Origin of the sequence: Cerasicoccus maritimus (genome assembly GCA_031296935.1) — a bacterium.
In the GTDB taxonomy this organism is placed as follows: Bacteria; Verrucomicrobiota; Verrucomicrobiia; order Opitutales; family Cerasicoccaceae; genus Cerasicoccus; species Cerasicoccus maritimus.
The window spans coordinates 18,787-45,334 of record JAVDPD010000026.1; the positions used below are offsets into that span (position 1 = coordinate 18,787).

Here is a 26,548-nt window from a genome sequence, read left to right on the forward strand (position 1 = left end):
CAGAAAAGCCCGCGACTACAATTGCGATACGCGTTCGGACGCTTGTTCAAAGAGTAGCTTTTCTTCGGGTAGTAGCTGATTGGCGCTCATGCTGTTTAACATTGCTTCAGCGGTCTGGCGGTCTTGCCGGTCGAGGGCCACGAGGGCATTGGAAAGGCGGCAACTGGCCACCTTGAGGTAGCGGCGGTTTAAGTGCTCCAATTGATGCTCGGCTGCGTCGAGTTGGCCGACTTTCCACAGCATAAAGGCGTAGCTTGCCGGGTAGATGCTGTTGGGGTGCTCCTCGACAAGCGCTTGCATCTGGTCGAGCTTCTCCTGGCTGGGGGTGGCAAGCAGCGCGTCGAGATAAAGCGCGTTATTCCGCATCGCATGGTTGTCGGGTTGAAGCGCCAGGTATTGGTTGATTGCATCCAGCGCTTCTTGGGTCTGTCGCTGAGTCGCATGGATGATGAAGAGCTGGTTGAGCGCACGGCTCTTCTGTCCCTTTTCTTCCGCAGTCTGCAAGGCCGCCTGAGTTGCCGTAATGGACTCGTTGATCCAGCCAAGACGGAAGGAGAGCCCGGCAAGCGACATCAACTCGTCGTATGCTTGCTGCTTTTCTGCAATTTGATAAGCGTGACGCCAAGCCTGCGTGGGCGTATCGCTGACCTGACGACTGCTTTCAATATGCGCCAGAAGCGTGGCGCGCTTGAGCTGATCCAAGTCGCGAGCTTCCTCGTTTAGCACGGCAACGGCCTCGTCTACCTGGCCTTGGCCAATGAGCGCTTGGAACTGCGCGCGCCAGCGTTGGTCGGCTTGGAGCGGGGCTGCTGCCGGGCTGTTGATGAACTTCAGCATCGCGTCATAAGCGCCGATCGAGAGCAGCCAATTGGCCACCAGGTCAGGTTCCGCTACACCTTCGCTCTGCACGGTGTTTTGGATGATCGTATCGCGCTGATCGGGGGTGAGGATGAGCTGTTGTGTGGCGATCACGATGCGGCTCAGTGGCGTTTGCTTGGCATGCTCATCCAAGCTCTGGAGCAGCCACTCGCGGTCGTTTTCAAACATGGGTATGTCGAAGCGTGAGCCAAGTAGGATTAGCGCTTTAAAACCTTCTTCAGAGTGGGATGAACCCGCGCGTCGCAGGAAAGACTTGGCCTGAAGTGAGGCAAGCGGCGTTGGTTGGGCCAGTAAATATTGCCCCTTGAGCAGCAGCGCTCCAGTGTGCTTGGGGTCGATGGCAAGCAGGCGGTCCAGCGACTCCATTGCTTGCTTCGTGTGGTTGCGCAAGAATTCGATTTGCGCCTGTAAAAAGAGGTATTCCGGCTCGCCGCCCAGGGTTGGCCCGAGCGCTTCGTAAATGCTCTCCACGCGGTCGAATTTGCGGTCTTTGAGACTTTGGCGCAGGTAGGCTAAGCCGAGCTCTGGTGTGATGGTGGACTTATCGGCAGCGGCAAGGGTCTCCAGCGCCGCTTCGGGTGTGAGCTTGAGAAAGGCCAACGAACGCAATTCCTGCGCGGCGGATTTTTCCCAACCAAAGGCGATCACAAGGTCGGCGTGGGCGATGGCTTGTTGATACTCTTTTTTCTCAAGCGCGGTCCGAGCCAGGTTCAGCTCGCGGTGCTGCCAAAACCAATATCCTGCTCCAATAACGCCAGCAATGACGGCGACAAGTAGCGTGACTGGTAGCCACGACATGCGCTTTAAATTAGTGCCGGAGTAGGGCATCTAAATTGAAAAATATACCGTCCAAGTTAATGTTCAAGTATTTCAACTTCGTAGCCATCTGGGTCGGTGATGAAGGCCATTTTATTGCCGCCGGAAGTAAATTTTTCCTGCCACCGATTCGGCCAGATGTCGATGCCTGCCTTTGCGAGCATCTCGCAATATTCCACAATATCGTCTACTCGAATACAGGTGTGCACGAGGTCTTCGGGGAACTCGACTTTATAGTCCGGCGAATGCGTGAGCTCGAGTTTGTGTGCGCTACCTGGGATTTGCAGGTGGGCGAGCTGGTTGCCGGAGGGGGACTTGTCCGTGCGCTTAAGCACCTCGAAGCCGCAGGTGAGGCAATACCAGTTGATGGACTTTTCGAGGTCGCTGACGCGGATGCGGGTGTGGTCGAATGAAATGGGCATAGGTAGTGAGCAATTTAAAGATTAAAAATTATAGAGTGGATTAGAACATTCTCGTAGACCAAGCGTGTTTTCAACCCAACTTTAATTTTTAATTTGCTCACTTCAATTTCTGCTTAACTCCCGGGCTTAATCGGGGGAATCGACGCCAGCTCGGCGGGTAGGTTCTCAGGATCGTATGTCGGGAACGAAAACTGGAGCAGCGAAGTCAACGGCGTGCGGAAACTGGCCTTGCCCTCAGAGCGGTCGACGAGCACTGCCACACCAACGCAGTTGCCGCCTTCGGCGTCCACGATGTCCAGCGCTTCATTCACGCGACCGCCGCGGGTGATCACGTCTTCGACCACAAGGATCGTTTCCCCGTCGGCGATCTTAAAGTTGCGGCGCAGGGCGAGCTTGTCGTCGACCTTCTCCACAAAGAGAAAACGCTTGCCAGCCTGGCGGGCGACTTCCTGGCCGATCACGAGGCCGCCCATAGCGGGCGCGACGACGGTGTCAAAGCTGTCCACGTCGATCTTTTCGAGCAGGAGCTCGGCCAGGCGAGTGACTTTGTCCATGCGTTCACAGACGCGGGCGCATTGGAAAAAATGACCGGAGCGCAAGCCCGAGCGGAGGATGAAATGGCCCTCCAGCAGGGCGCCGGAATCGCGGAAAATTTGCAGGATTTCTTGGTCGACGGAATCACTCATAGGGGGACGCTGGGCAGCGTCCGGCGGGGCGTCAAGGCAAAGTGCCGGGCGCGCTGGGATGCACGGTGTAAAATGCAAAAAACGGCCTACAGGTTGGCGCAAGCTTTGCTTTTCCATTGCGAAGGCTGAGTTTAATCCTATGGTGAAAATCGTGAAAGAAAACAAACCAGCACCGATTAAGGCCACGCGCAGACACGCGTTGCTAGGTTTGTTGGATGACACCAATACGGTCGTCCGCAGCGCCGTGCGCGCAGAGCTGGAGCGTCTGGGGCCGAGTGGCGTCGCCTTTTTGCGTGAGGCCACTCACCACGAAGACGCCAACATCGGTTGTGCCGCCCGCGACCTACTCGATGCCTTGACTGGCGGTCAGCCGGAGCGCGTGTTCCGCGATTTTATCCGCTCTTTTAATTACGAGCTCGAAACCGGTGTGCTGCTGCTCGACCGGGTTGCTAACCCGGAGGTCGGCATGGCTGACTACGAGCGCTTCCTGGCCGAGGTTTCCGACCGTTGCCGTGAGCTGATGCTGCACCCCAGCACCGCTTGGGAAAAGTGTCGCGTGCTCAACCGCGTGATCTTCGGTGAATACGGATTTTGCGGCGACACGGATAATTTCTACGACCCGCGTAACAGCTTCTTGAGTGACGTGGTGGACCGCCGCCGCGGTATTCCGATCAGCCTGTCGATTCTTTACCTGCTCGTGGCCGACCGCTGCAATTTGGAGCTTTCGCCGGTGGCCTTTCCGGGGCGCTTTATGGTGGGCTGCTTCCTGGATGCGGAGCCGTTTTACGTCGATGTGTTTGAGGGCGGCGTGTTCCGGACGATTGAAGAAATCGAGGCCATGCTGGAGCCCTATGAGATCGAGCTGGAGCCGTCGATTTTTGCGCCGTGCCCGGTGGGTGAAGTGCTCGCGCGCTGCTGCCGGAATTTGGTCAACCAATACAGCCGAGCTGGCGACAAAAGCCGCGTGAAGCTCTTTTCCGAATACGTCAATGAGTTCGAGGCGGCGTATCGCCTCAATGACGAATAGGGCTTGTCGGTGAGGCCGTGAGCAGCATGCTTGCGAGCCATGCAATATGACGACCCCGACCGCGTGCGTTCGCTCGATGAGCTGGAGCACTGGGATTTTCAAGGCAGCTCGCTGGCCGTGCTGGGCAGCCCGATCGGGCACAGCGTGAGCCCGGCTATGCACAATGCCGCCCTGAACCTGATGGGGCAGACGCAGCACATTTTCGCCGATTGGCGCTACTTCAAGTTTGATACGCCGCCGGAGATTCTTCCGCAGGCTTTGGAGCAACTGCATCGCGCCGGTTTTCAGGGCGTCAATTTAACTATCCCGCATAAAGTGCAGGCTGTGGATCTCGTCGTGGAAATCGACCCCGGCGCCAAGCTCTCCGGCGCGGTCAATACGCTGCATCGCCGCGAGCATGGCTGGGCCGGTTTTAACTCAGATGGCTATGGCCTGGAACAGGCGTTGCTTCGAGAACTCAGCGTGGAGCTGACCGACGCGACGGTCATCATGCTGGGCGCAGGTGGCGCGGCGCGGGCCGCCGCAGTGCAATGCCTGCAGTCGGGCGTGGCCGAGCTGTGGATTGGCAATCGCAACCAGGAGCGCCTCGGCGGGTTGATTGATCTCCTGCAGGAAGCGCCGAACAGCGAGCGCGTGCGCGGCTTTGATTTGAGCCAACCGCCGGCGGATTTGCCGAAGCACGCAGTAATCGTCAATGCGACTTCGCTCGGTCTGAAAGCCGAAGATCCGGCGCCGATTGACCTGACTACTTTCGAGTCGGAGACTAAGGTTTACGACATGACTTACGGCGTGGAAAACGCCTTGGCCAAGGCAGCGAAAGAGCAGGGGATCGCCTACGCGGATGGGCTCTCGATGCTGGTTTGGCAGGGCGTGCGCAGCCTGGAAATTTGGAGCGGTGCCGAAGTGCCGGCTCAAGCCATGATGGACGGCGCTTGCTTCGCCAAAGGCTATTCACCGCGCCGCGCATGAAGCCCCGAATACTCTTTGTCTGTAGTCGGAACCAGTGGCGCAGCCCGACGGCGGAAAAGTGCTATCTTACCGATGCGCGCATCGAGGTGCGCTCAGCCGGGGTGAGCCAGGCGGCGCGCCACGTAATCAGCAGCGCAGATGTTGAGTGGGCAGACTTGATTCTCGTCATGGACACCGAGCACAAGCGCCGCATCGTGGAGCGTTTTCGCGGCGCGGACTTGCCGCCGATTGAAAGCCTGGAGATTCCCGATGACTACGGCTACCTGGATGACGAGTTGATCACACTCATTCGCAGTTCGACCGAGCCTTGGATCAATCAACTATTGTCCTGACGCGAAACTGCTGGTAATGACCCTTTTATAAATTCGCATGACCCTCGAAGATTTCAATGCAATCAACCAGTCCTTTCCGTGGTTTTTCGGTTTTTGGGCCTTTGTCTTTGGCGCCTGTTGGGGCAGCTTTTTCAATGTGGTGATCTACCGCGTGCCAGCGGGGAAGTCCGTGGTGAAGCCGGGATCGCATTGTTACGCCTGCAACAAGCCGATCAAGTGGTATGACAATTTGCCGATCCTGAGTTGGTTTATTTTAAGGGGCAAAGCTCGCTGCTGCGGGGTGCCGTTCTCCGTGCGTTATGCGGTTATCGAGGCGATGACGGGGTCGTTTTTCCTGATTGCCTGGTTGGTATACAGCGAACATCTAGGTGTCGTGGTGGCCGTCTGGCTGTTTATTTCGCTGCTGATCTGCAACACTTTCATCGACTACGATACACAACACCTTTACGACGCCTTCACGGTGTGGGGCATGATGCTTGGCGTTGTGCTTTCGGCGCTATACCCGGACCTACATGGCATGGGGGGCAGTGGCGACCCAGTGATGCTGGAGCGTCTGCGAAGCGTGGCCCTCAGTGTGACGGGCGCAGTGGTTGGCTCGGGTGTAATCCTGTGGATTGCGATGATTGCCGAGAAGTTTTTGCGCAAGGAAGCGATGGGCTTTGGCGACGTGCTTTTAATGGGTTGTATCGGTGCGTTTATCGGCTGGAAAGGCGCGGTGTTTGCCATCTTTGGTGGCTCGATGCTGGGGGCGTTGGTGGTGATCCCGCTCATGCTCTTTAACCAGATTTGCGGCACGAATTTAACGCCCGGCAAGACCGGCCATGCCGAAGATCCAGAGGCAGCGAAAAAAGCGGGCGACCAGGCGAGCACAGTTGAAGCGGTGGCCAAGGAAGACGCCAAGGCCGAAGGCGAGGAAGAAGCGGCGCAGTTGGGCATGGGCACGGCGATTCCTTTTGGCCCCTGGCTGTCGCTGGGTGCCTTGGTTTACGTGCTATTCCTACACGAATATGTGGACGCCTATTTCGAGAGCACCTGCGAAATGATCTTCTCGCCGGTGAAGTTTTACTGAGCGTTTTTACCCTTGAGCCAGACTTCCTTGACCTCGGGCATCTCGAACAGCGTGTCGTCGAGCTGTTGATTCGGATTGATGTTGGAGAGCTCGGATTTCATGATGACTTCGCCTTCAAGCGCGGTTTCGGTTTTGACGGGCATCCAATAGCCGTCGATTTTATCATACTTCAGCATGTAAACGTCGACATTTACGATCGCGCCTCCTTGGACTAACTTATTGCCCCGGCGTGTAACCAAGTAATTTTTGGGGTGAAAGTAGAAATACTCAGTCTGGCCTTCGGGGTGATAGAGTTTAACGAGATAGTTTTTCTGGCGGCGGTTGTTGACTGGTCCTTCGTATTTCAGGATACAACCCCGCTCCTTCCAGGTTAGTAAAATGTCGTCTTTGCTACTGAGCTCTTTGAGCTCCGTGGCGTCTGAGCCTCCAAGTTTTTGTGGAAAGGGATTTTTCTCGGACGTGTCGTAAACCCAAGCATCTGAGCCGTTGAAGCCGCGAATGATTTCATGGGTGCGCCCCATATGCTTCACGATGAGTTCGGTGCGGATTTTGTCCGGGCTTTTAGTGAACAGTTTGAGGTCTACGACGTTAGGGCCTCGCGTAAGCTTTAGGTCGGCGCTGAGATTTCCAATATTGAAAGCTCCGGGACCGCCCATGGCTTTAACCGAGGTAGCAAACAACTGTTCGGCAATGGGGTCGGATTCCGCGGGCACTTGCTCTCGTAGTTGCTCTTCCAGAGCCTGGGTGTCCTGCGCGAGAGCAGTGGTTGTCGCAAAGATCATCAGCAAAACGGCAAGCAGAGATTTCATAAGGCAATTGTGAACATGCACTAGCGGTGCGACAATCTTGGATGAAGTCCATTAGACATTTTTTACGGAACCATGATATCTGTATCGGCGCGCAGCCAGCGCTCCAGCTTTTCAATCAGGGCTTCGGCGGCCGGCTCGTGTTCGGCATCGAGCTGTGCCAATGGCTGGCCTAGAATGCCCTTGGCGCGATCTTGATCACTCTTGGCCAACTGACGCAGCCACTGCTGGCGCACGGCATAGCCCTCCTCGGAGGCGTAACGATAGAGCGCCTTCAGGTAAATACATTGCGGCAGGGGGGAGTCTTCGAATGCGCCGAGGGCCTCCTGAGCGAGCAGCGCTGTGGGCTCGTAAAACTCCGCATGCTGAAGATTGCACCAGAGCAGCTCACTCAAGCGGGTGGCCAACAAAAGCGCGCGGTAACGCCGGGCAATGCCCACGCGGCGGTGCTCCAGGCGGTATTCTTTGAGAAACCATGTGCTGGATTGCGAGGAGCTTTCCAGGTGGAAATGCGCCTGGTCAAACAGGTCGGGCCCGCTGCCGGAGGATTTTTCCGAGCGCCGCCACATGGCCACGATGCGGCCTTCTTCGGCACTGAAAATATGCAGGCGCAGGAATCGCTCACCGGATTGGCTGGCGGACAAAACGATGCCCGCGGTCTGCAATTCGCGCGCGGGCATGGCGCTAATTGCTGGAGGCGGGGGCCTTGCGCTCCTCGGGGAGGGCGTCCACGGCACCATTGCCGTCGATCATTTCGGCCTCTTTCGGGTTAAATTGCGGGGAGACCGCGCCGCCGGACACGATGAGCTTCATGCCGTCGGCCACCGACATTTCCATGGGGATGATTTCATCCCGCGGGACCATGAGCAGGAAGCCGCTGGTCGGATTGGGTGTGGTTGGGACGAAGATATTGACGACTTCGGCGCCCGTTTTGTGTTGGACTTCACCCTTGGCCTCACTGGTCAGGAATCCGAGTACGTAAACGCCTTTGCGCGGGTATTCGGTCAGCACGACCTGCTGGAACACGGCCTTCTGCTGCTTGCTGAAGGTGTCGACGATCTGCTTTACCGTTTTATAGACGGCGTTGACGAATGGCAGCGTGTCGATGATGCGCTCGCCCAGATTGATGAAGATGCGGCCTATGAAATAGCGCGACAGGAAGCCGAGCAGCGTGAGGACCAACACCACGACCAGCATTGCGGCGATCTTCAGCAGCAGATCGATGCCGGGCATGTTTTTGATGTCCTCGGAAACGAATCTGAAAATCGCGTCACTGGCGGGCGCGCCAATGCGCGTCAGCATAAAATTGACGACGAATATGGTGACGCCCAAAGGGGCGACCAGGATGAGCCCACCGATGAAGGCGTTGCGCAGTTGGCGAAGCATAATTGAGAAGCTATTATTACGGTGCATCGGGATAGAGCAACTCTGGCAGGCCGAAAAGTAGGAAGATTATGAGCCCTGCGACCACAATGCCAGCTAGTATGCAACCCAACTTGGATGAACCGTCGAAGCCACCTGGTTGGTAATCCACAGGGATTTCTGCCGGGGCGGGGGCGGGTGTTTCGCTGGCGGCCTGCTTGGTTTGAGCTGGAGGCTGGACTTCGGGGGTTGTGGGCTCCGGTGACTGGTCCGCAGGCGTTTTACCCTCCAACTGCGCAATCTGGCGATCGAGCCAGTTCAGGTGTTCGCGGACTTTATCGCGCTGGGCGCGCAGCTCATTCAGGTCGAAAGACATGGATTCTCTCAGATAGTTTGCCAGTCTGCGGATGTTGCGCAGGGATGCGAGCAAGAAAAAAGCGCCTTCCGTAATGGAAAGGCGCCTGCAAAGTGTTCCGCGAGAATCGCTTAGACTTCGACTGCGTGCGGGACGACTTGCACCTTGCGGTGCTCCTTGTCCCACTCGACTACGCCGTCTTCGAGAGCGAAGAGGGTGAAGTCCTTGCCGATGCCGACATGCTTACCGGGGTGGAAGCGAGTGCCGCGTTGGCGGATCAAGATGTTGCCAGCGCGAACCTTTTCGCCACCGTATTTCTTGACGCCGAGGCGCTTGCTTTCACTGTCGCGTCCGTTTTTGGAAGTTCCTTGTCCTTTTTTATGAGCCATGACGTTTAGCCGTTGATGGATTCAATCTTGATGACCGAAAGCTCCTGACGGTGACCGCGGGTGCGGCGGTAGCCGTGGCGGCGCTTCATCTTGTGAATAATGACTTTCTTGTCGCGCTTGTTTTCGAGGATGGTAGCCGCGACGCTGGCACCTTCTACGTAGGGAGCGCCGAATTTGGTTTCCGCGCCTTCGCCCACGCACAGAACCTTGTCGAGGGTGACGGTGTCGCCGGCCTGCGTGTCCTTGTAACGGTTCACGAAGAGCACATCACCTTCGGTGACGATAAATTGGCGGCCTTGTGTTTGAATGGTTGCTTTCATTTTGGAAAATGGGAAAACCGCCTAAAAAAGCGGATTACGGGGCCAATGCAAGAATTTTTGTGTTAATTCATGCATGTTTTTTTATTTCTGGTCCGAATTGCTCGGAAAGCTACATACTTGAACCAACTTCGCGTACGTTGTAAAGCCCGGTTATTGCCGCCAAAAGAACGTTGAGCAACTCAAGGAAATTCGGCCCAAGCTCTGCCAGTCCACCGAGCTCATGAAAAACTTTTGAGGTAAGGCGGAAATACTTGCGCCTGTTACAAACGTATTCTTTGGATCGATGATTTTCGCTGAGAAAGGATATGTTGCATGGGAATCCATTTTTCAGCTCTTGGCGTTCTGGTTAGATTTTTTGCCAGCGATTCCCACTTTATTTTTCCTGAAAAAGAAAAGAGATTGAGCCTGAATCGTAATTGAACAGTGAAGAATACCGTTCGCAGACTTATGGATATTTCCGAAGCCCAGACCTATTTTCAACAAGCCACCGTGGTGGATCACTATGCCCGCGCAGTGAGCCGGGTAGGGCTGTGGAAAAGCGAAGAGCTGATTTTCAAGCGCTTGTTTCAGCCCGAGCAAAGCATTCTTGAACTTGGTTGCGGTGCCGGGCGCATTGGCATTGGCATGTGGGAGCTCGGCTACCAGCGTGTGCTGGCTACGGATTATTGTAAGGAAATGGTCGCCGAGGCGCGGCGCATCAACCAAGCCTTGGAATACGGCGTGCCCGTTCAACAAGCCGATGCGACGAACTTGCAGTTTGAGGATGGCGAATTCGACGGCGCGATCTTTGGCTTTAATGGCCTCATGCAAATCCCCGGGCGCGACAACCGCTTCCAAGCGATGCAGGAAATTAACCGCGTGCTCAAGCCTGGGTCGTGGTTTGTCTTCACCGGCCATGACCGCAATCGGCATGGCCGCAAAAGCTTCTGGAAAGAAGAGCGCAAGCTGTGGATGAAGGGGCAGCAAAACCCGATGATCCAGGATTTCGGCGACCTCTACTATGAGAACGACGACGGCTACTGGATGTTTATCCATGCGGCGGATTCCAAGGAGGTAACGGCGGACTTGGAAGAGGCCGGCTTCCGCGTGGATGTGTCCGCGCTGCGCTCGGAAATTTGTTTGGAACCACCGGAAGTCCGTGATTTCTCAGACGATACGCGCTTCTGGGTGGTTCAGAAGGTGTAAATCGGGGCTTCCCTTTTATCCGCGCGCCATTACGGTTTGGACCTTAATCATTCGTTGTTATACTAATTGCATCATGAGATTTTACCGCACCATCGCCGTCCTCTTTATGGTATCTTCGTTCAGCGCCCTTCACGCTGATTCGCTCGAAGACTTTATGAAAAAAGCCCGCTCGCAGTTGGGGACCGAGAGCGCGCTTGATTCGGTGGAAACCATCCACTACAAAGGCAAAGTGATTTCCCCGACCGGCGAGGAGATGTCCGAGCTGGAACTGGTCTTTGATAAGCCCAACCGCCAACTCCTCAAGGAAGTGCGCGGCGACGTCATTAACCAAACAGCGGTTAATGGCTACGAAGGCTACGTGATGAGCAAGGACCCGGCGAACCCCAACGGCCCGATGGTGCAGGTGCTGCGTCCTGGCCAGGTGAAGCGCCTCATGGCGAACGCCATTGAAAACCTGAACTTTTTTGACGGCCCCGAGAAAATGCGCGGTGCTGAAATCATCGATGAGGGCATGGCCGACTACAACGGGGAGACCGTACGCAAAATCAAGTTTTCTTACCCACTGGGATTGTACTACACACGTTATTTCGATCCCAAGTCAGGCAAGCTAATCGCTACGGTGAGCAGCGATGGTCTGACCATGGTGGAAAAGAATTCGCTGAGCGCTGGCGGCATCAAGTTTCCGAAGACTGTCGATACCTACGACGAAACGGGCAAGCTGCTGCGCACCGTTGAATTTAACGAAGTGACCGTGAACGAAAAGATCGACGCGGGCATGTTCGATTTCCCGGAATAAGCGCTCGTCCTAATTTCCAGTTGCGCGTGGGCGTTGGATTGCCCAAGTTGTGCGCATGGAAATCCTAGAGTATGGCCAGAAAGGCTTTGCGACGAAGTTAAAGCGCGCTTGCCCGTCCTTCCGCGCTTCGGAAGATGTGGCGGCGACCGTGCGCACCGTCATTGCCGACATTGAGAAAGAGGGCAACAAGGCAGTCTTCCGCTACACCGAAAAGTTCGATGGCGCGAAGCTCACGCCTAGCACGCTGCGCGTGAAGCAAGCAGAACTCGACGCCGCCCCGAAATCGCTCACGCCCACCCAGCGCAAGGCGATCAAAGAGGCAATTAAGTGCGTTAAGGATTTCCACCAAAAGACGCTGCCCAAGGCTTGGCGCGCGAAGAATCCGCACGGTGCGACCGTCGGCGAAGAATTTTACCCGATCCAGCGCGTGGGCCTCTACGTGCCCGGCGGCCAGGTGCCGCTGGTTTCGACTGTCGTCATGAGCGCTGTTTTGGCCAAGCTCGCCGGCTGCCCGGAGGTCGTGGTCTGCACGCCGCCGCAGAAAGATGGCTCGGTCAACCCCGGTTTGCTCGCCGCGCTGAAGCTATGCGGCGTGGACGAAGTTTACAAGATTGGCGGCGTCCAGGCGATTGCCGCGATGGCCATTGGCACGAAGTCCGTGCCCGCGGTCGACAAGGTTTTCGGCCCCGGCAACGCCTACGTGATGGAAGCCAAGCGCGCGCTGTTTGGCCAAGTGGGCGTGGACCTCTTGCCCGGCCCGAGCGAAGTACTCGTCATCGGCGACTCGACCTCGAACCCCGCCTACATCGCGGCCGACCTCCTCGCCCAAGCCGAGCACGGCACCGGCAAGGAAAAGGTCTACCTCTGCGTCGGCAGCCGCAAGCAATACGACGCAATAGCGGCCGAGATTACGAAGCAGGCAGAAACACTTTCCCACAAGGACGCCGCGCTCGGTGTTTTGAAAAACCACGGCCTGTGCGTGATCACCAAGAGCGTCGAGCAGACGGTCGAGATCGCCAACTACATTGCACCGGAGCACTTGGAAATCCACGTAAAGCCCGAGACGCGCAAGGTGCTCGCCAAAAAGATCACCACCGCCGGTGCCATGCTCCTCGGCGGTGATACGCCGACCGTGCTGGGTGACTTCACCGCGGGCCCAAGCCACACGCTGCCGACGGACCGTACTGGTCGTTTCTTCGGCGGCATGCAGGTCACGGATTACATGCGCCGCACCAGCATCGTGCAATACAACCCCAAGGCCGCCAAGTTGGCGTGGCCGGTCGTCAAAGCCTTCTCCGAGATGGAGCAGCTCGACGCCCACGGTCGCAGCCTGCAAATGCGCGTGGAATCATGAGGCATTGGCGACAGGCCTTGCGGGTGCTCGCCTGCGTGATATTGACGGCCACGCTCTTTGCGGATGACGCGGAGCAGGCGGACGTCATCATCACCATTGGGCCAAACCTGCCCGCCGCGCCTGTTGTTGAAATGCTCCCGCCGCCTGTCGAGGCCGAGGACGATACCGAAGAGGCAGCGTCGCTCGACCCCGCGACGGCACCTGACCGTGATTACTTGTTCTCGCTGCTGCGGTATCTCTACCGCTGGCACATCGACGCCGCGATGCTGGCGGACGACTTCAATACGGCCGATAGCGTGGTCATCGCCTACCGCGAGTTAACGCCCGAAACCGACGACTCGGACAACAGCCGCTTTGGCGAAGTGATCGTGCCGATTGCGCGCACCCGCGTGATGCTCAAGCAGGCTGATTACCAGATCGAAGAGCTGGATTTGGAAGTCAAAAACCAGCGCTTCAACGTGGTCAACGTGATCTACGACCCCGAGCTGGAGTGGGACCATGAGGACTACCTCGTGCAGGTTTACACGGTCGACGAAGTCTTTGAGTGGCTGCACGAAACCCGTAACGATCAGCTGTTCCCGACGCGCGAATTGCTCAAAATGATTCGCGACGAAGTACGCGAGGAAGCCGGCGAAGAGCGCCCGGATTTGGTTAAGCCGAGCGAGCCGCAGGTAGTCTACCTTGCGCCGGTTTCGCCGGTGATCAACGAGGTCTGGATTTATTGGGAAACCGGCCAGCAGCTCATTCACTTTACATCTGACGATGATTTGGGCGACATCGACACCTGGCGCAGCGAGCTGCATCATGTGGAGCTGTTTGACTTGCGCAAAGACGTAGTCGTATCGCCGTTGGAAAAGCCCGGCAGCAACGCCTACATCACCAAGGACTGGGCGGGCCGCGTGTTGTTCAACTGCGTGGTGTTGGGCGCGAAATTAATCCTCCCGCCCGAGGATCAACCCGAGGCAGAAATCATCATCGAGATCAGTTCCCCAGCCGAAGATTAATTTCGGATCTTCGTCGGTATCCATTGGCTGGTCAGTTCGGCGCAGGCTTCGAGGAAATCCTGGCTCGGCGTGCCGCCCGCGATGATGTTGGGCCGTAGGACTTGCGTCGACGTCACGAACGGATGGCGCATATTACAGGGGGCGAAAATGGGTTTGATGAAGCTGAAGCTTAGCTTTCGACCTTGTCTTTATCGTTTTCCTGGGCGTGCATGCACTCTTCGAGCTTCAGGCCGGTGAGGCCCTCGATGCCCTTGAAGAGGGTCCACATTGCGTAGATGCTGATAGGCAAGGTGCAGGCACTGATGACCACAATACTCACCCAGTATTGCGTGCCGACTTCAGCGTTGTAGGCCGCCTGGTCGATCAAAGGATCGGTCTTCACAATCATGCGAGTCAGAAAGAAATTGAGCGCAGCGCTGACCAGGAAGGATGCCGCGATGATCCACGTGCTGCGCAGCATTAGCTTGTCCATGGTGGACTGCTTGGCGGGCGTGTCTAGGTGGCTGTTGATTTTCTCCGTGTCGAAGAGCTCGGGGTTGTAGAGCAGTGCGTGGATCAGCGGGTTTTTTGTCTTGGTCGACGCCACGACGAAGATGCCGATCAGCAGTGGCATGAGTGTTTCCTTGATCGCAAAGACCATCGGGTCGAGCTTCATTAGGCTAATGCCGCCGGTGAGGAGCACTCCAACGGCACCGAGAATTGACAGCAGGTTACGCTTTTTGCGCTTCTGGTAGTCGTAGATGAAGTAGCCGACCGGAAACAGCAGCGCCAGCACCATGATAAGCGCTGGGTCGAGCGATGGCAGCCACTTGCTTCCCTTGTTGAGAATCAGGACGGGCAACAGCAGGTTGAAGCCGAGGTTGGCGAACAGGTTTTCGCGCTGTGGTGGTGGCGGCATGCGAAGGGTGATCTCTTGCACAGGCGCGCTAGTCAACCCTCAAATAGGCGTTGCCTTGCGTGCGCGGGTGTTAATCGTATTGGTTATGAGCATTACGCAGCCAGTTCGATGCCTGATTACCGCCGGCCCCACCCGTGAGTGGCTCGACCCGGTTCGCTTTATAACGAACCCTTCAAGCGGCAAAATGGGCTACGCCATCGCCGAGGCTGCGCGCGACCTTGGTTGGGCCGTAGAGCTGGTCAGTGGGCCGGTGGCGCTGGCCGCACCGGAAGGGGTAGAGCTGGAAAAGGTCGTTACCGGCACCGAGATGCTGGCGGCCGTGCAAAAGCGTTTTCCGCAGTGCGATGTGCTGATCAAGACCGCTGCCGTCTGCGACATGCGCCCCAAGCAAACCGCCGCGCATAAAGTAAAGAAAGGCGACATCTCCTTTACCGTCGAATTTGAGCCAACAGCCGACATTTTAAAGACCGTTGCTGCGGGCAAGCAGCCCAGCCAAACCGTTGTTGGCTTCGCCGCCGAGACACGTGATGTCGAAGACTACGCCCGCAAGAAGCTGGTGGCAAAGAACCTGGATTTCATCTGTGCGAACTCGGTCGCACAGGGTGGGGCGTTTGAGTCGGATTTCAACGAGATTGCGTTGATCAGTAAAGACGGCTCCAGTGTGAAGTTCGGCCCGGCGAGTAAGGCGGAAGTCGCCCGCCAATTAGTTGCCAAGTTGGCGAAACTGCTGCTTTAGCTAGCCAAGCGCTGAATCATTTTCAGCATTTCCTGGTAAACTGCGGACTCGTCCCCATTGATGATGCTCACCATTTGGCGGACGGCTTCTTCTTCCTCCGGGGCGATTTCGCCGTCGGAAATGAAGAGCTGATTGATCGCCTGGATGGCAAAACGGCGGTCTTTTTGGTCAGCGATTAACAGGCGCATATCGCGGAGCATCCGGATGCGCTCAGCCTCATAGATAGGGCGCTCAAGCATGGGCGCTAATTCTTCCCAGGTCGATTCATCGATACCTGGCATACGGATGATGAAATCACGGAGAAAGCGTTCTTCCTCCTCTTGGACGATCCCGTCGACCCAAGCTGCTGCAATGAGGACTTTGGCGACCGCTAAGGAAAGTTCTTGTTTGATCATTCGGCTCAGGAATTAATTGGATAATAAGCAACTCGCGCCAAAGTGCAAATCGGAAAAACCGGTGTGCAGTGACGATTTTTTAATGGTCGGAGAAGGCTTTGCCGTAGCGCGAAAAATCGGTTTCCGGCACGTCAAAAGTGGTGTCTTGCGCCTCAAAAATGCTGGGTTGAGTGACGCTGGGAAACTTTATGTCGCCGCTCAGGGAATCAAGTTCAACGCTGGATTGCGTCTTGGTCTGCGACTCAGCCTGGAGAGCCTGAATGGCGAGTGGTGGTGCGAACTCAGCCAGCCAGGTATTCGCGTAGGTTTGATCGGTAGGAGAAGCGATCAGGTAGCCATTGTTGTAGAGAGCATAGAGAGGAGACGCACAAGCAAATGACAGCGCCAATAAGGCCACTCGACTCATCGCGTTTTTCAAAAGCATATATGTATTTCTAGCAAAAGTTTTCCTTCACGCAATGCAAAATACGCGTTCCTCCTTGCGCTGAGGATTAGAGACCCTACGGTATGGCGCATGAACTCAATGACTGGTTACGGGCGCGCACAGGTAGAATGCCTCGGGCGTCTGGTGTCTCTGGAGATTTCCTCAGTTAATCGACGCAACCTTGAGCTGACCTCGTCGCTGCCCAGGGAATGGCAGGGCATGGAGCGCGTTATCGCCGAGCAAGTGCGCGCGCGGTTTGCACGCGGCAAATTCCACGTGCAGTTGCAATTGCGTTCGATCAGCGGTCCCGAAACAGAGTGGGACGCCAACGCCATTCAACAGCGTTTCAAGGAGTTGCAGAAAATCGCGGGTGGCAGCCTTGATGCCGACGCCAGTTTCTGGCTCCGTCTGGCCGCCTACACGCAGGAAAATCAGGCTGATATCGACTGGGAGGATGCCTGGAACATTATCTCCGGGTCGCTGAGCGAAGCCCTCGATTCGCTGGCCAATATGCGTGCGGTGGAAGGCCAGGCTATGGCCTATGATATACGCGCCCGCCTCGAGCAAATGGAAGCTTGGCGCACAGAGATTTCCGGCCTATCGGGCAAGTCGGTCGACTACTACCGCGAGACGCTTATGGAACGTCTGAAAAAGGCTGGTTTAGAGTTGGAAATTGAAGACGAGCGTGTGCTCAAGGAAATTGCTATTTTCGCGGATCGTTGTGACGTGGAGGAGGAATTAACTCGTCTATCCAGTCACCTGATGCAGTTTCAGGAGGCGCTCAAAAGCAGCGAGCCGGTGGGCCGTAAGCTGGATTTTATGTGCCAGGAAATCAACCGCGAGGTCAACACTATCGGCAGCAAAGCCAATAACCTGGAAATTACGCGTCTGGTCATCGAATGCAAGAATGAGCTGGAGCGCATCCGGGAGCAGGTTCAAAACATAGAATAACGCCGATGACCAGTCCGGTAATCGTCGTAGGTGGTGGATTAGGTGGGCTCAGCGCCGCGATATGCCTAGCGCATGCTGGGAAGAAGGTTACACTCTTGGAGCAGCACGACCGCCTCGGTGGTAAGTGTAATCTACGGGAGTGGGAGGGGTTCCAATTCGATACCGGGCCCTCACTACTCACGATGCCTTTCGTGCTCGATGAGCTCTTTGCCAAAGTCGGTCGCCGCCGTGAGGATTACTTGGAATTTACCCGCGTCACTCCAGCCTGCCGTTACTTTTTTACGAATGGTAAGACCTTTGATGCACCGGGCTCGCTGGAGACTTTTCGCGATGCCGTGGCGCAGGATTATCCACAGGACGTAGTTGGTTTCGACCGTTTCATGAAGTATTGCCGCGACCTGTGGGAGGTCAGCGGTCCGCTTTTTTTATTTAACCGTCTGGAGCCCGGACTGGTAACGAAGATTCGCCCCAAGCATGCCTTGGCCGGGCTTGCCGCAATGCGGCCTTGGACACTGCGTCAGGCCGTAGAGCACTACTTCAAGGCGCCGGAGCTGCGGCAGTTGTTCTCGCGCTATGCGACTTACAATGGATCAGATCCGTGGCGCACGCCAGCAACCTTCAACGTGATTAGTTACGTGGAGATGACCTTCGGCTCGTGGCATATACAGGGCGGCATTTACAAACTCGTGGAGGCGCTTGCGCAGGTCGCTGGAGAGCTGGGCGTTGATGTGCGCGCTGGAGTCGGCGTGGACGCTCTTCGTTTCACTCAAGGGCGCGTGGCGGGTGTTCGCTTGGTCGATGGGCGTGAGTTGGATGCAGAACGCGTCGTCGTCAATGCTGACGGTGTAACTGCTCTGACAGGGCCGTTGTTTCGCGAGCATCCCAAGGCCCTGAAGTGGAAGGCGAAATGGGAGCAGAGGGAGGCTTCAAGTAGTGGCGGTGTGCAGCTTTTGGCCATCGATGGAGAATGCGAGGCGCTGGCTTGCCACAACATTTTTTTTAACGAAAACTACCGCCAGGAGTTTACGGATCTTTTTGAGGCACCGCAGCCATTACGTGATCCGACGATTTACGTCGCCGCGCCGTGCAAAATTGATCCCAGTCAAGCGCCCAAAGGCAAGGAAGCTTGGTTTGTGTTGGTCAATGCGCCTGACACTCAAAGCTCGCCGGGATGGCCAGGTGATTACGATGCCCATGTGCGTCAGCGCCTGGCCGAGCGCCTGCCATGGTTCCATGAGAATCGGGTGATTTGGAGTGAAAGCCTGCCGCCGAGTTATTTACGCGATACCTATGGCTCCTGGCGCGGTGCGATCTACGGGCCGTCCTCGAATAACCGTCGCGCGGCGTTTTTGCGTCTTCCGATCAGATGTCCGGCAAAGGGTGTTTTCTTTGCTGGTGGGTCCGCTCATCCGGGTGGCGGGATGCCCTTGGTGTTAACGAGTGGGCGATTAGCGGCGGAATTGGCCGCACGTTAAGTATGTGCGCGAGAAACCAATGAAGCTTGGCGGGGAAAAGCACTGCGGTAGGCATAAAGGAAATTGGAAGAACGCAGCGTTGGCACACTTGATTATTCGGCCAGGTTAGATGGAAACTGCTTCGCTAGTTAATAAAGTACATGCTGGAGGCCATGCCCTTGGCCATGTTGAAGAAGTTTTCAAAGCGCTCCTCTGGTGCTTCGATACGCAGCAGGTAGGTCGTACCGTCGAGCTGAGCCCAGTTTTCCTGCACGAAAATTCGCATCGTTTCGCCATCAACTTCCCGCTTAATTATGTATTCGATGGTTACTGGTTTGGCTCCCAGAAAACGCAGTTTGGTTGGGGTGTTGTCATCGGTGGGGAGCGTAACGACTTCGAAGAACTCCTGTCGACGAATGGCACCTTCACTCAGTTTGCGCAGATACTTGCTAATGTTTCCTGGAGTGACACCGCCAGGGATGGCCGAATCAGGAAAAACCGTCAGGGAGAATTCGTGATTGGGCAGATAACGGTGTGTTAGCAGAAAAGATTCATTTTTCGGCTTGGTGATGGAAAAACCATCATAGTAATCCAGTTGGATATCGCGCTCACCTTCCAAGCGGATGCGAGGCATCTCAATCGTTTCAAGCTTTTCGGTTACGATTTTTGCCTGTAGGGGAGATATCTGAGCAGCCGGAAGCGCAAATGGCGTGGCAAAGGCTGCCAGGAATACGAAATGTCGCAGATACATGTCAGACGCCGCTGGAAAGGTTGGTTTTTATCTCGGCTACGGCATCTTCGTATTCCTCAGCCGTAAGGTCACGGTAGTCGCGACCACGGTAGGTGCGGGTGCTCGGAGTGCCGGGAGGGTAATAGCCTTCTCCGAGTTTGTCGTGGAAACCCCAATTGCGGTTTGGGGCGCTGTAGACATCGCCTTTGCCCCAACGTTCATTGGCAACCTCACTCTCAAACAGGGCCACAATCGAGCCACGAATCCGCAACGTTTTACCGCCCCAGTTTTCGAGGAAGCGTGGGAAGTTCTCCACGCCACCGCTGTAGGAATTGGAACCAGTTTTACCTGAGGGAACGATGCCCGCCAAAATGGCGGCGGACACTTCGGTGAAGCTGGAAGCCACACGGTTACTCATGCTCTTGGCGCTGTCAGCATCGTCCCAGTTCGTGCTCAGGAAGGTGATGGCGTCGGCGATTAATGCCGAAGGGGCTTCACCGTCAGCAGTCGCGAAGTCGCTATCGGAATCGGGCTCAGTAGGTGAGCCGGTATTGGAGTCGCCATCTGCATTGTAATTACCATCTATGTACATGGCTTGGTTGGTGGCGAAGCTGGTGCCGTAGATGCCCTCGCTTTGGGCGTAGGTGGGATTTGGTATCTCCTCGGCGTTGGTAATTTTCACGCCCCAGCCATCAATGGCTGGGTTGACATTGTCTTCGCGGGTGGAGCTGGAGCTTTGCTGGGGAAATTCTACGTAAACGACTCCATTCCACCAATCACTGGGGGAGCCACCTGAGTTGAAGTCGTCCGAGTCATTGTTGTCGACCAGATCCTTCAGCGCGCCAACGTCAAGCTCGACAGTATTGATTTCGGAGCCTTGACGCTTGTCATATAGGCCGGAGGTAACGGTTTCGGAGCTGCCACTGCCGGTGCTCGCATAGTTTTCCACCGTGACGAAGCTGGACTTGGCTTCGATGGTGACTTTTTGGGGATTGCCTGAGGCATCGTAGGTGAGGTTGCCATCGGAATCGCGCGAGTAGCTATACATCGTAACACTGCCCGAGGAATCGACGGAGACCGTAAGCCCGGCCTTGTAAGCATATTTCTGCTTTTCGACTTCATTGAGGTCGACTGCGGCTGCATAGCCCTCTGGGTCTGAGGTTGCGTCTGGAATCGTAAGCGCGGATGCGGACAAGGTGGGCTGGATGAGCTGGTAGGCGTAGTTTAGAGAATCTTTGCTGCTGGTGGAGTCGTCGGTGTCTTCGACATACTGCATGACGCCCACCGGGTTTTGCTCGGAGACGCCATGGGCGTTGTTCATCAGATTGCCGTTGTAGAGTTGGCTGGAAAGAGTGGACCAGTTTTCGTCGTCGCTTTCGAGCCAGTCGCCGGAGTGTGCGTCGCGTGCCTCCTGACTCCAACTGCTGTCTTCTTTCATCGAGATGTAATCGCCGTCGCGGTTGGTGAATTTAACTGAGCCACTGCTGTTGCCCTGGCCGGATTCGCTGCGTCGACCGTGGTTGATCTCACCGGCGGAGGTGACTTTTTCGTGGAAGGTCAACCCGCTGTTGGATTGAAGATACATGTCGCCATTGGCATGGACATTGCCGTATATATTCATGCTAGGGCCGGGGGCGATTTCCATGGGCAAGTTGTAGAAAATCGCATGTGCAAAAAGCGGTGCATCTCGCACTTCGAGGAGTTGACGGGTGTAGGCGGTGGAGCCGTCGGACCAGCCTTTGCGTGAAACTGTGGCTTTAGCCAGGATTTCAATACCGCGAACGAAAGACATCGTGCCCGCTAGCGGATCGTTTTCGTTGCCCGGGACGGTTGGGTCGATGAAACGCCAGTCTCCGGGGGGGACTGGGCCGCCAATCACCTCAACTGGTTGGGTGTTGAACGCATTGCTCGACGTATACATCAGTACATCTGGATTGACGAGGTTGGTGTTGGGATTGTTTTCGTCGCCGATGTAGCGGCTGATGAACTCCGTGGGCACACCAAGAGGATTGTTTTGCGGCGCCAATTCATCCTCTGGAAAGGCGACCCGGGTGTCGAAGCGATATTGAAGCTCTGCGAAACTGGCCTGAAGCAGGGTTTCTGCGGCCAGTCGCGCCTCGTGATACATGTTGGCGCGTTTGTTAAGCGATGATTCGTGGCGAACCAAGCGCAGCGCCGAAAACACGATGGCGCCCAGTGCGGTGGCGATGATCAACACCAGCATGATGCTGTTGCCGCGGCGAGATTGAATTTTCATGTGATTACCCCCTTGGTGAGATCGAAAGATTGTAGGTGTTGGTGACTTCCTGGGCGTTGTTGCCGTGTAGAATTTCACCATTCACAACCGTAATTTTGCCTTGCTGATAGTTGGTGAAGAGTCGACCGTCAGCAACTCCACGGGAGAGCTCCACAACCACCTGGTAATCGCCCTCATCGTTTGGCGCAATAGAAGCGAGTAATTCTTCCAGGGTGTTGTCGCTGGCGTTAACGTAGTTGCTGGCCGAGGTTGCTTTCCACTCGATGCGGTAGACTGGGCCCACACCAGAATCGTCGTCGCTGACCGTACGGAAGTATATGGCGGCGCTGGTGTAGTGTTCGGGAGAGTCGGTATCAGGGTAGGGTTCGGTGGTAATGAGCACTAGGCAGTCGCCGCTTTGGCCGTCGTCGCGGCGGTCGCTGCCGGTATCACGGTCTTCGGTGGCGAAACTGCTGTAAATGACGGCTGCATTGGAAGAGCGTGCTTCTGCGGCTAGACGCATGGTGAAGCTGCGTACGTCCTCGGAGATCGCGGCTTTCTCAGTGCCCCAAAATATGCCGCGTGCCACATCGAGCATGAAGCCAATCAGGCCAGCAGACAGCAGCGAGACGACTACCAAAGCGATCAGAAGCTCTGTCAATGTGAAGCCAGCTCTACTGGACTGGCGGTAAAAAGTTGATTGGCTTGTATTCATGAGAAATTAGTAGGTGGCGACTTTGGCGCAGCTAAAGCCACGCACATCGCCGGTATAGACCTTGTGACTGGTCGGGTGCTCCCAAGAGTAATCTACTTGAAACCAATAGCCATCGAAGTCCGTGGCGTCTTCGATGGTGATGTTTACGGTTACTGGGAGCTCTTTTTTCGCTTCTCCGTCAGCACTGGAAATAATCGGCACCGTAATTTCGGTATCCTGACCGCGCACGATGTCAATGGACTCCCCAAAGCCGATCATAAAGGTATGGTATGCCTTGCCACTGGTATTAGTGGGGGGATCGGCCAGCGTGCTGGCCCCCGTGCTTTTTAATTGCTCAAGAAAACTGATGGCCACATTGAGCGACGCGGATTCGTAGAGGTTGTTCTCAGAATCGGCCCGGACAGTGAAGACGCCTGCAATGATTCCACCTGCCAGCACCACAAAAATGGTCATGGCAACCATGACTTCAGTCAGTGTCATGCCATGCGTGCGGTCGAGTGAGCTATTTTGATGTGCGGGTTGCATAACTATTGGAATAATCACCATGATCGTGATTAATTTAATTAGGGTCAAATGGCAATGCAGATATGCGGACCTTTTACTCCTTTTTGGCAAACTCAATACGATATTTTTGCAGAAATCAGGAATTCTGCTCAGCCTATTAGTAAAACTGGCTTAGAAATATTCAAAGGAGGTGTGATTTCGAGATTGGCCTGATTTTTCTCGGGCTAGACTGGACATTGTCTGGAAATGCGCTTTTTCTGCCCAAAACATAACTGAATGACTATGATGCGACGCTTTGCTACTTTAATGAGTTTTGCCATTCTGGGCCTGCTTGGCACCAATGCCGCTTTAGCAGCCGGCGGGGGCCACGGATCGGCGGAACCCAGTAATTTTCCCACGCCGCTTTCCACCTACATGGATCAGGAGGAGGCAATGGCTCAGGAACAGGGCAAGGAGAGTCTTGGCTTAGTCGAAACCCTAAAGCACCGGGCGAAAGAAAATCCGTTCAATGTTATTGCAACAGTGATTTTCCTACTCGCAGTGGCCCACACCTTCATGTGCGCCAAGTTCAACAAGATGGCTCATCATTATGAGCATGAGCATCAGGAGAACCTTAAAAAGGAAGGCAACAACTACTCTCCGGGTAAAGAGCCGGTCTCGTTCAAAGCCACGTTGTTTCACTTCTTGGGTGAAGTTGAGGCGATCTTTGGCATCTGGGTCGTGCCACTATTCCTGGCGATTGTTCTGGCTCCAGCACATGGTTGGAGCGATGCGGTTTCCTACATAGATTCCCGCAACTATGTGGAGCCGATTTTTGTGGTGGTGATCATGGCAATCGCGTCGACTCGTCCGGTTGTTAAATTTGCCGAATCCTGCCTGCGGATTTTTGCTAATATCGGTAAGGGCACGCCGCTTGCATGGTGGTTATCAATCATGACGATTGCTCCGCTTTTAGGCTCGTTCATTACTGAGCCGGCTGCGATGACGATTGCGGCAATGCTGCTGGGGCAACAATTCTACAGCCTCAAGCCGTCGAAAAAACTTTGTTACGCCACCCTTGGTTTGCTCTTTGTCAACATCTCGGTCGGTGGCACGCTGACTCACTTTGCGGCGCCGCCTGTATTGATGGTTGCTGTGCCTTGGGGCTACGATATGCCGTTCATGTTTACACACTTCGGTTGGCGTGCGATCTTAGGTATCCTGATCGCCAATTCGCTCTACTTTATGGTGTTCCGCAAGGAGCTGAATGAGCTGAAGCAAAAGGTGATTAAGCAGGACGATGATTCGACTGAGGAATCGGTGCCTGCCTGGGTTATTTTAGTCCACATGGGCTTTCTGGCGTGGACGGTCGTTACGCTGCATCATCCTCCGTTTTTCGTGGGCGCTTTCTTATTCTTCCTTGGTTTCACCAAGGCAACTCAGCACCACCAGTACGAGTTGAACATCAAGAGTCCCATGCTCGTGGGCTTCTTCCTGGCTGGTCTGGTGATTCATGGTGGACTGCAGGGATGGTGGATTGCCCCCGTCCTCTCTAGCATGGGCGAAACAGCGCTCTTCTGCATGGCCACGGTTTTGACTGCGTTTAATGACAATGCGGCTATTACTTTTCTTGCTTCGCAGGTGCCCGCCTTTAATCCCGTTGATGTCCATCATGGCGTCGCGATTGCTAAAGAGGGCGCGGAGCTCGCCTATGCGCAAAGTCTGCAATACGCAGTGCTGGCTGGCGCGGTCACTGGCGGCGGGTTGACGGTTATTGCGAACGCGCCGAACCCTGCTGGCCAAAGTATTTTGAATAAGTATTTTGATGGCGGAATCAGCCCAATAGGCTTGCTTTGGGGTGCCCTGATTCCGACGCTAATCATGAGCGTTTGCTTTATTGTAATCCCTCACTAAGGTATTACTTGAATTTCGTTAACAACACAAGGCGGCCTCGATGGGGCCGCCTTTCTGTATGCGCGAATTACCGCTCAATGAGGTAGTATACGGCGCTCAGGTAAGAGCTTGAAACTCCGGGTTTCGGTAAAGAATTCTTCGTTGAGAGGGGAGCCATTGAGAGTAGGTGGAGTAACCTTGAGCAGGTGGGCTTCTGGGCGTTTAATGAAGGCGATGCCTTGGACCTCGCGAAACAGTCATGGCGCGTGTCCCATGTTCAAGATCATCTTAAAATGAGTGCTCATTGGTGCGCTTTGGAAATCAGTTGGCTCTTCTTCCGTGATGAACTGAAGGAGCAATTGTATTTTGATCCCAAAGTTGTGTAGAATAGCCACTGGAGAGCTCTTGACGCCTCACATTGCCATGCCTGTCGAAAGGTGTTATTCGTTGGTTGGGATGCTTCTTTTCCTTCGAGCCAGACGTAGGCGGCTTGTAGAGGGAGCAGGTCGCTAGCGACAAATAATGCAAAAAAATGTAGGGATTGATTAACCTTGGAATTCTATGGTCTGTAGATTTCTTGTCTGATAATTCGTGACTGAGGCAATATGTTTATCACGATTAGTGTCGATGAACTATGCTGATATCAGTATCACGGGGTGGACAGAATGAAAATTACCGGCAAACTTGAACTCATGCGCAAGACCGACGTCATGACCCACCTTCAGCGCGCTTTCGACCAAACCAAGTGGCGTTTGCGGGGGATGAAGGTGTACGCATTGGTCGGCAAAGCGGGCACGGGGAAGAGTTTTCGTGCGCGCCTGATTGCGGATTCGCGGCGCATTGATGCGATTTTGGACGACGGTTTGCTGATCCACCAGGGCAAAATCGTGGCGGGGCATTCAGCCAAGCGTGAGACCACTTACATGGGGGCTGTGAAGACGGCAATGTTCCATAAGCTGGAACACCGCAACGCCATAAAAAAAGCACTGAGGACGGTGAAGACCGATGGTATTTTACTGCTCGGCACAAGTGAGAAAATGGTTCGTCGAAATTGCCTAACGCTTGGCCTGCCTGAGCCACGTGAAGTGCTGAAGATTGAGGATATCGCCACGCGCGAAGAAATCGAAACCGCTCAGCGCGAACGTAGTTCCGGTAAGCACGTAATTCCGATCCCGGTAATTGAAATACAGCAGGCTTACCCGAAGCTTTGGGCGCGTTCGCTCAAGGTTTGGTTTGAACGCGGCATCTGTAAGTTTACACATAACAAAAGCTACGACAAAACGGTCGTTCGCCCGAGCTATAATTCCAAGGGCTCCATTACGATTTCTGAAACTGCGCTGACGCAGATGATTCTGCATTGTATGCTCGAAGAAGCGCCGGATTTGACTGCTCGCAAAGTCAAAATCAAAGAAACGCCAGAAGGCTTCCGCATCCAAATGAAGGTGTCCCTTCCTTTTGGCCAAGAGGCTATTCAGACCTGCGCCGACCTACGCGACTACATCATCCGCCAAGTCGAGAACTACACCGGCATTCAGATCGAAGAACTCGCGATTCAGATCGACTCGGTCACGTCCAAGCCGTCGTCAATCAACTAGAGATAACATGAAGTTGGTTACACTAGAGCCCTTTTCATCTAAATTGGCCGATCAGGCCGCAGTGATTTTTTGTGTACAGCAAGGCGGCTTGAGCGCGGCAGGCTGGAAGCCTGTGAGCGAAAAACCAACGAAGCTGACGCGGAAAAGCGCTCGGTTAAAGGCTTGGGGCCAGATTGGAAGATCGCTGAGTTGGCATTTCAATCACGGGCTTCCAGCCCGCTCAATCAATGCCGCCTTGCGCTGCATCCAATCTTTTCCCCACCTGAT

At 55.2% G+C, this 26,548-nt stretch carries 30 protein-coding genes; 13 read left to right on the forward strand and 17 right to left on the reverse strand.

Annotated features, from left to right (window positions below):
* Positions 1-15: 15 nt before the first annotated feature.
* The 3 genes from RBB62_RS15240 to pyrE all read right to left on the reverse strand — a co-directional run bounded on the left by RBB62_RS15240 (position 16) and on the right by pyrE (position 2,803).
* Positions 16-1,677, reverse strand: coding sequence for a tetratricopeptide repeat protein (locus tag RBB62_RS15240; RefSeq protein ID WP_309399865.1), 1,662 nt, complete (start codon positions 1,675-1,677; stop codon positions 16-18).
* Positions 1,678-1,733: 56 nt separating this feature from the next.
* Positions 1,734-2,117: a VOC family protein gene (locus RBB62_RS15245; RefSeq protein WP_309399866.1), complete on the reverse strand. Its 384-nt coding sequence runs from the start codon at positions 2,115-2,117 to the stop codon at positions 1,734-1,736.
* A gap of 113 nt (positions 2,118-2,230) precedes the next feature.
* Complete coding sequence (gene pyrE, locus RBB62_RS15250; RefSeq protein WP_309399867.1) at positions 2,231-2,803, reverse strand: orotate phosphoribosyltransferase; 573 nt, start codon at positions 2,801-2,803, stop codon at positions 2,231-2,233.
* A gap of 151 nt (positions 2,804-2,954) precedes the next feature.
* Between pyrE and RBB62_RS15255 the strand changes: the two genes are divergently transcribed.
* From RBB62_RS15255 to RBB62_RS15270, 4 genes are read left to right on the forward strand one after another with little or no spacing between them, the layout of a single operon-like run.
* Positions 2,955-3,830 (forward strand): transglutaminase-like domain-containing protein, encoded by an 876-nt coding sequence (locus RBB62_RS15255; RefSeq protein WP_309399868.1) that lies wholly within the window; start codon positions 2,955-2,957, stop codon positions 3,828-3,830.
* A gap of 39 nt (positions 3,831-3,869) precedes the next feature.
* Positions 3,870-4,799, forward strand: a complete 930-nt coding sequence (gene aroE, locus RBB62_RS15260; RefSeq protein ID WP_309399870.1) for a shikimate dehydrogenase — start codon at positions 3,870-3,872, stop codon at positions 4,797-4,799.
* Entirely contained in the window at positions 4,796-5,131 is a 336-nt protein-coding gene (locus tag RBB62_RS15265; protein ID WP_309399872.1) for a hypothetical protein, read from the forward strand. Before aroE ends, RBB62_RS15265 begins: the two co-directional genes overlap by 4 nt.
* Before the next feature lie 37 nt (positions 5,132-5,168).
* Positions 5,169-6,200 carry a prepilin peptidase gene (locus RBB62_RS15270; protein WP_309399873.1) on the forward strand — a complete coding sequence of 344 codons (1,032 nt, stop codon included), beginning with the start codon at positions 5,169-5,171 and terminating at the stop codon, positions 6,198-6,200.
* On the opposite strand, the gene RBB62_RS15275 is transcribed toward RBB62_RS15270, so the two are convergent.
* The 6 genes from RBB62_RS15275 to rplU form a co-directional block, all read right to left on the reverse strand.
* A complete protein-coding gene (locus RBB62_RS15275) occupies positions 6,194-7,009 on the reverse strand; it encodes a LolA-like protein (RefSeq protein WP_309399874.1) in 816 nt (271 codons plus the stop codon). The two genes, RBB62_RS15270 and RBB62_RS15275, sit on opposite strands and share 7 nt — an antisense overlap.
* A gap of 62 nt (positions 7,010-7,071) precedes the next feature.
* Positions 7,072-7,686 carry a hypothetical protein gene (locus RBB62_RS15280; protein WP_309399875.1) on the reverse strand — a complete coding sequence of 205 codons (615 nt, stop codon included), beginning with the start codon at positions 7,684-7,686 and terminating at the stop codon, positions 7,072-7,074.
* Between the two features lie 4 nt (positions 7,687-7,690).
* On the reverse strand, positions 7,691-8,392 hold the full coding sequence (locus tag RBB62_RS15285; RefSeq protein ID WP_309399877.1) for a DUF502 domain-containing protein: 702 nt from the start codon (positions 8,390-8,392) through the stop codon (positions 7,691-7,693).
* Positions 8,393-8,408: 16 nt separating this feature from the next.
* Positions 8,409-8,744: a hypothetical protein gene (locus RBB62_RS15290; RefSeq protein ID WP_309399878.1), complete on the reverse strand. Its 336-nt coding sequence runs from the start codon at positions 8,742-8,744 to the stop codon at positions 8,409-8,411.
* A gap of 110 nt (positions 8,745-8,854) precedes the next feature.
* Positions 8,855-9,112: a 50S ribosomal protein L27 gene (rpmA, locus tag RBB62_RS15295; RefSeq protein ID WP_309399880.1), complete on the reverse strand. Its 258-nt coding sequence runs from the start codon at positions 9,110-9,112 to the stop codon at positions 8,855-8,857.
* A 5-nt stretch (positions 9,113-9,117) separates the two neighbouring features.
* Positions 9,118-9,432, reverse strand: coding sequence for a 50S ribosomal protein L21 (rplU, locus tag RBB62_RS15300; protein WP_309399881.1), 315 nt, complete (start codon positions 9,430-9,432; stop codon positions 9,118-9,120).
* Between the two features lie 447 nt (positions 9,433-9,879).
* Between rplU and RBB62_RS15305 the strand changes: the two genes are divergently transcribed.
* From RBB62_RS15305 to RBB62_RS15320, 4 genes are all read left to right on the forward strand, one after another.
* Complete coding sequence (locus tag RBB62_RS15305; protein ID WP_309399882.1) at positions 9,880-10,617, forward strand: class I SAM-dependent methyltransferase; 738 nt, start codon at positions 9,880-9,882, stop codon at positions 10,615-10,617.
* Positions 10,618-10,690: 73 nt separating this feature from the next.
* Entirely contained in the window at positions 10,691-11,413 is a 723-nt protein-coding gene (locus RBB62_RS15310; RefSeq protein ID WP_309399883.1) for a hypothetical protein, read from the forward strand.
* A 55-nt stretch (positions 11,414-11,468) separates the two neighbouring features.
* The gene (hisD, locus tag RBB62_RS15315; protein ID WP_309399885.1) at positions 11,469-12,767 is read left to right on the forward strand and encodes a histidinol dehydrogenase; all 1,299 of its coding nucleotides are present in this window, start codon (positions 11,469-11,471) and stop codon (positions 12,765-12,767) included.
* Positions 12,764-13,771 (forward strand): hypothetical protein, encoded by a 1,008-nt coding sequence (locus RBB62_RS15320; RefSeq protein WP_309399887.1) that lies wholly within the window; start codon positions 12,764-12,766, stop codon positions 13,769-13,771. Before hisD ends, RBB62_RS15320 begins: the two co-directional genes overlap by 4 nt.
* Here the strand turns inward: RBB62_RS15320 and RBB62_RS15325 are convergent.
* Positions 13,768-13,902 carry a hypothetical protein gene (locus tag RBB62_RS15325; RefSeq protein ID WP_309399889.1) on the reverse strand — a complete coding sequence of 45 codons (135 nt, stop codon included), beginning with the start codon at positions 13,900-13,902 and terminating at the stop codon, positions 13,768-13,770. The genes RBB62_RS15320 and RBB62_RS15325 overlap by 4 nt on opposite strands.
* A gap of 38 nt (positions 13,903-13,940) precedes the next feature.
* Positions 13,941-14,669 carry a VC0807 family protein gene (locus RBB62_RS15330; RefSeq protein WP_309399891.1) on the reverse strand — a complete coding sequence of 243 codons (729 nt, stop codon included), beginning with the start codon at positions 14,667-14,669 and terminating at the stop codon, positions 13,941-13,943.
* Positions 14,670-14,754: 85 nt separating this feature from the next.
* On the opposite strand from RBB62_RS15330, the gene RBB62_RS15335 reads away from it, so the two are divergent.
* Complete coding sequence (locus RBB62_RS15335) at positions 14,755-15,405, forward strand: phosphopantothenoylcysteine decarboxylase domain-containing protein (protein WP_309399893.1); 651 nt, start codon at positions 14,755-14,757, stop codon at positions 15,403-15,405.
* On the opposite strand, the gene RBB62_RS15340 is transcribed toward RBB62_RS15335, so the two are convergent.
* Both RBB62_RS15340 and RBB62_RS15345 read right to left on the reverse strand, forming a co-directional pair.
* Entirely contained in the window at positions 15,402-15,800 is a 399-nt protein-coding gene (locus RBB62_RS15340; protein ID WP_309399894.1) for a tellurite resistance TerB family protein, read from the reverse strand. The genes RBB62_RS15335 and RBB62_RS15340 overlap by 4 nt on opposite strands.
* Before the next feature lie 79 nt (positions 15,801-15,879).
* Positions 15,880-16,218, reverse strand: coding sequence for a hypothetical protein (locus RBB62_RS15345; RefSeq protein WP_309399895.1), 339 nt, complete (start codon positions 16,216-16,218; stop codon positions 15,880-15,882).
* 96 nt (positions 16,219-16,314) lie between these two features.
* Here RBB62_RS15345 and RBB62_RS15350 point away from each other — a divergent pair, with 96 nt between their 5' ends.
* Both RBB62_RS15350 and RBB62_RS15355 read left to right on the forward strand, forming a co-directional pair.
* A complete protein-coding gene (locus RBB62_RS15350; protein WP_309399897.1) occupies positions 16,315-17,175 on the forward strand; it encodes a YicC/YloC family endoribonuclease in 861 nt (286 codons plus the stop codon).
* A 5-nt stretch (positions 17,176-17,180) separates the two neighbouring features.
* A complete protein-coding gene (locus RBB62_RS15355) occupies positions 17,181-18,650 on the forward strand; it encodes a phytoene desaturase family protein (protein WP_309399898.1) in 1,470 nt (489 codons plus the stop codon).
* 124 nt (positions 18,651-18,774) lie between these two features.
* Here the strand turns inward: RBB62_RS15355 and RBB62_RS15360 are convergent, their stop codons facing one another.
* The 4 genes from RBB62_RS15360 to RBB62_RS15375 are packed head-to-tail and all read right to left on the reverse strand — an operon-like array spanning position 18,775 to position 22,835.
* Positions 18,775-19,380 (reverse strand): hypothetical protein, encoded by a 606-nt coding sequence (locus RBB62_RS15360; protein WP_309399899.1) that lies wholly within the window; start codon positions 19,378-19,380, stop codon positions 18,775-18,777.
* A 1-nt stretch (position 19,381) separates the two neighbouring features.
* The gene (locus RBB62_RS15365; protein WP_309399900.1) at positions 19,382-21,616 is read right to left on the reverse strand and encodes a hypothetical protein; all 2,235 of its coding nucleotides are present in this window, start codon (positions 21,614-21,616) and stop codon (positions 19,382-19,384) included.
* A gap of 4 nt (positions 21,617-21,620) precedes the next feature.
* Positions 21,621-22,310 carry a PilW family protein gene (locus RBB62_RS15370; RefSeq protein ID WP_309399901.1) on the reverse strand — a complete coding sequence of 230 codons (690 nt, stop codon included), beginning with the start codon at positions 22,308-22,310 and terminating at the stop codon, positions 21,621-21,623.
* A 6-nt stretch (positions 22,311-22,316) separates the two neighbouring features.
* Entirely contained in the window at positions 22,317-22,835 is a 519-nt protein-coding gene (locus RBB62_RS15375; RefSeq protein ID WP_309399902.1) for a PulJ/GspJ family protein, read from the reverse strand.
* Positions 22,836-23,120: 285 nt separating this feature from the next.
* Between RBB62_RS15375 and RBB62_RS15380 the strand changes: the two genes are divergently transcribed.
* Positions 23,121-24,707: a putative Na+/H+ antiporter gene (locus RBB62_RS15380; protein WP_309399903.1), complete on the forward strand. Its 1,587-nt coding sequence runs from the start codon at positions 23,121-23,123 to the stop codon at positions 24,705-24,707.
* A 644-nt stretch (positions 24,708-25,351) separates the two neighbouring features.
* Complete coding sequence (locus RBB62_RS15385; RefSeq protein ID WP_309399904.1) at positions 25,352-26,281, forward strand: hypothetical protein; 930 nt, start codon at positions 25,352-25,354, stop codon at positions 26,279-26,281.
* Positions 26,282-26,548: the final 267 nt, after the last annotated feature.

What these genes read in the sequence shown, in the direction of transcription:
- RBB62_RS15375 (WP_309399902.1), bottom strand. Translation starts at nt 22,835, where the DNA reads ATGCAACCCGCACATCAAAATAGCTCACTCGACCGCACGCATGGCATG.
- RBB62_RS15275 (WP_309399874.1), bottom strand. Translation starts at nt 7,009, where the DNA reads ATGAAATCTCTGCTTGCCGTTTTGCTGATGATCTTTGCGACAACCACT.
- RBB62_RS15360 (WP_309399899.1), bottom strand. Translation starts at nt 19,380, where the DNA reads ATGTATCTGCGACATTTCGTATTCCTGGCAGCCTTTGCCACGCCATTT.
- RBB62_RS15330 (WP_309399891.1), bottom strand. Translation starts at nt 14,669, where the DNA reads ATGCCGCCACCACCACAGCGCGAAAACCTGTTCGCCAACCTCGGCTTC.
- RBB62_RS15355 (WP_309399898.1), top strand. Translation starts at nt 17,181, where the DNA reads ATGACCAGTCCGGTAATCGTCGTAGGTGGTGGATTAGGTGGGCTCAGC.
- RBB62_RS15280 (WP_309399875.1), bottom strand. Translation starts at nt 7,686, where the DNA reads ATGCCCGCGCGCGAATTGCAGACCGCGGGCATCGTTTTGTCCGCCAGC.
- RBB62_RS15370 (WP_309399901.1), bottom strand. Translation starts at nt 22,310, where the DNA reads ATGAATACAAGCCAATCAACTTTTTACCGCCAGTCCAGTAGAGCTGGC.
- RBB62_RS15310 (WP_309399883.1), top strand. Translation starts at nt 10,691, where the DNA reads ATGAGATTTTACCGCACCATCGCCGTCCTCTTTATGGTATCTTCGTTC.
- rpmA (WP_309399880.1), bottom strand. Translation starts at nt 9,112, where the DNA reads ATGGCTCATAAAAAAGGACAAGGAACTTCCAAAAACGGACGCGACAGT.
- RBB62_RS15325 (WP_309399889.1), bottom strand. Translation starts at nt 13,902, where the DNA reads ATGCGCCATCCGTTCGTGACGTCGACGCAAGTCCTACGGCCCAACATC.
- RBB62_RS15380 (WP_309399903.1), top strand. Translation starts at nt 23,121, where the DNA reads ATGAGTTTTGCCATTCTGGGCCTGCTTGGCACCAATGCCGCTTTAGCA.
- RBB62_RS15270 (WP_309399873.1), top strand. Translation starts at nt 5,169, where the DNA reads ATGACCCTCGAAGATTTCAATGCAATCAACCAGTCCTTTCCGTGGTTT.
- RBB62_RS15265 (WP_309399872.1), top strand. Translation starts at nt 4,796, where the DNA reads ATGAAGCCCCGAATACTCTTTGTCTGTAGTCGGAACCAGTGGCGCAGC.
- aroE (WP_309399870.1), top strand. Translation starts at nt 3,870, where the DNA reads ATGCAATATGACGACCCCGACCGCGTGCGTTCGCTCGATGAGCTGGAG.
- hisD (WP_309399885.1), top strand. Translation starts at nt 11,469, where the DNA reads ATGGAAATCCTAGAGTATGGCCAGAAAGGCTTTGCGACGAAGTTAAAG.
- pyrE (WP_309399867.1), bottom strand. Translation starts at nt 2,803, where the DNA reads ATGAGTGATTCCGTCGACCAAGAAATCCTGCAAATTTTCCGCGATTCC.
- RBB62_RS15335 (WP_309399893.1), top strand. Translation starts at nt 14,755, where the DNA reads ATGAGCATTACGCAGCCAGTTCGATGCCTGATTACCGCCGGCCCCACC.
- RBB62_RS15340 (WP_309399894.1), bottom strand. Translation starts at nt 15,800, where the DNA reads ATGATCAAACAAGAACTTTCCTTAGCGGTCGCCAAAGTCCTCATTGCA.
- RBB62_RS15320 (WP_309399887.1), top strand. Translation starts at nt 12,764, where the DNA reads ATGAGGCATTGGCGACAGGCCTTGCGGGTGCTCGCCTGCGTGATATTG.
- RBB62_RS15240 (WP_309399865.1), bottom strand. Translation starts at nt 1,677, where the DNA reads ATGTCGTGGCTACCAGTCACGCTACTTGTCGCCGTCATTGCTGGCGTT.
- RBB62_RS15365 (WP_309399900.1), bottom strand. Translation starts at nt 21,616, where the DNA reads ATGAAAATTCAATCTCGCCGCGGCAACAGCATCATGCTGGTGTTGATC.
- RBB62_RS15245 (WP_309399866.1), bottom strand. Translation starts at nt 2,117, where the DNA reads ATGCCCATTTCATTCGACCACACCCGCATCCGCGTCAGCGACCTCGAA.
- RBB62_RS15385 (WP_309399904.1), top strand. Translation starts at nt 25,352, where the DNA reads ATGAAAATTACCGGCAAACTTGAACTCATGCGCAAGACCGACGTCATG.
- RBB62_RS15305 (WP_309399882.1), top strand. Translation starts at nt 9,880, where the DNA reads ATGGATATTTCCGAAGCCCAGACCTATTTTCAACAAGCCACCGTGGTG.
- RBB62_RS15350 (WP_309399897.1), top strand. Translation starts at nt 16,315, where the DNA reads ATGAACTCAATGACTGGTTACGGGCGCGCACAGGTAGAATGCCTCGGG.
- RBB62_RS15290 (WP_309399878.1), bottom strand. Translation starts at nt 8,744, where the DNA reads ATGTCTTTCGACCTGAATGAGCTGCGCGCCCAGCGCGATAAAGTCCGC.
- RBB62_RS15285 (WP_309399877.1), bottom strand. Translation starts at nt 8,392, where the DNA reads ATGCTTCGCCAACTGCGCAACGCCTTCATCGGTGGGCTCATCCTGGTC.
- rplU (WP_309399881.1), bottom strand. Translation starts at nt 9,432, where the DNA reads ATGAAAGCAACCATTCAAACACAAGGCCGCCAATTTATCGTCACCGAA.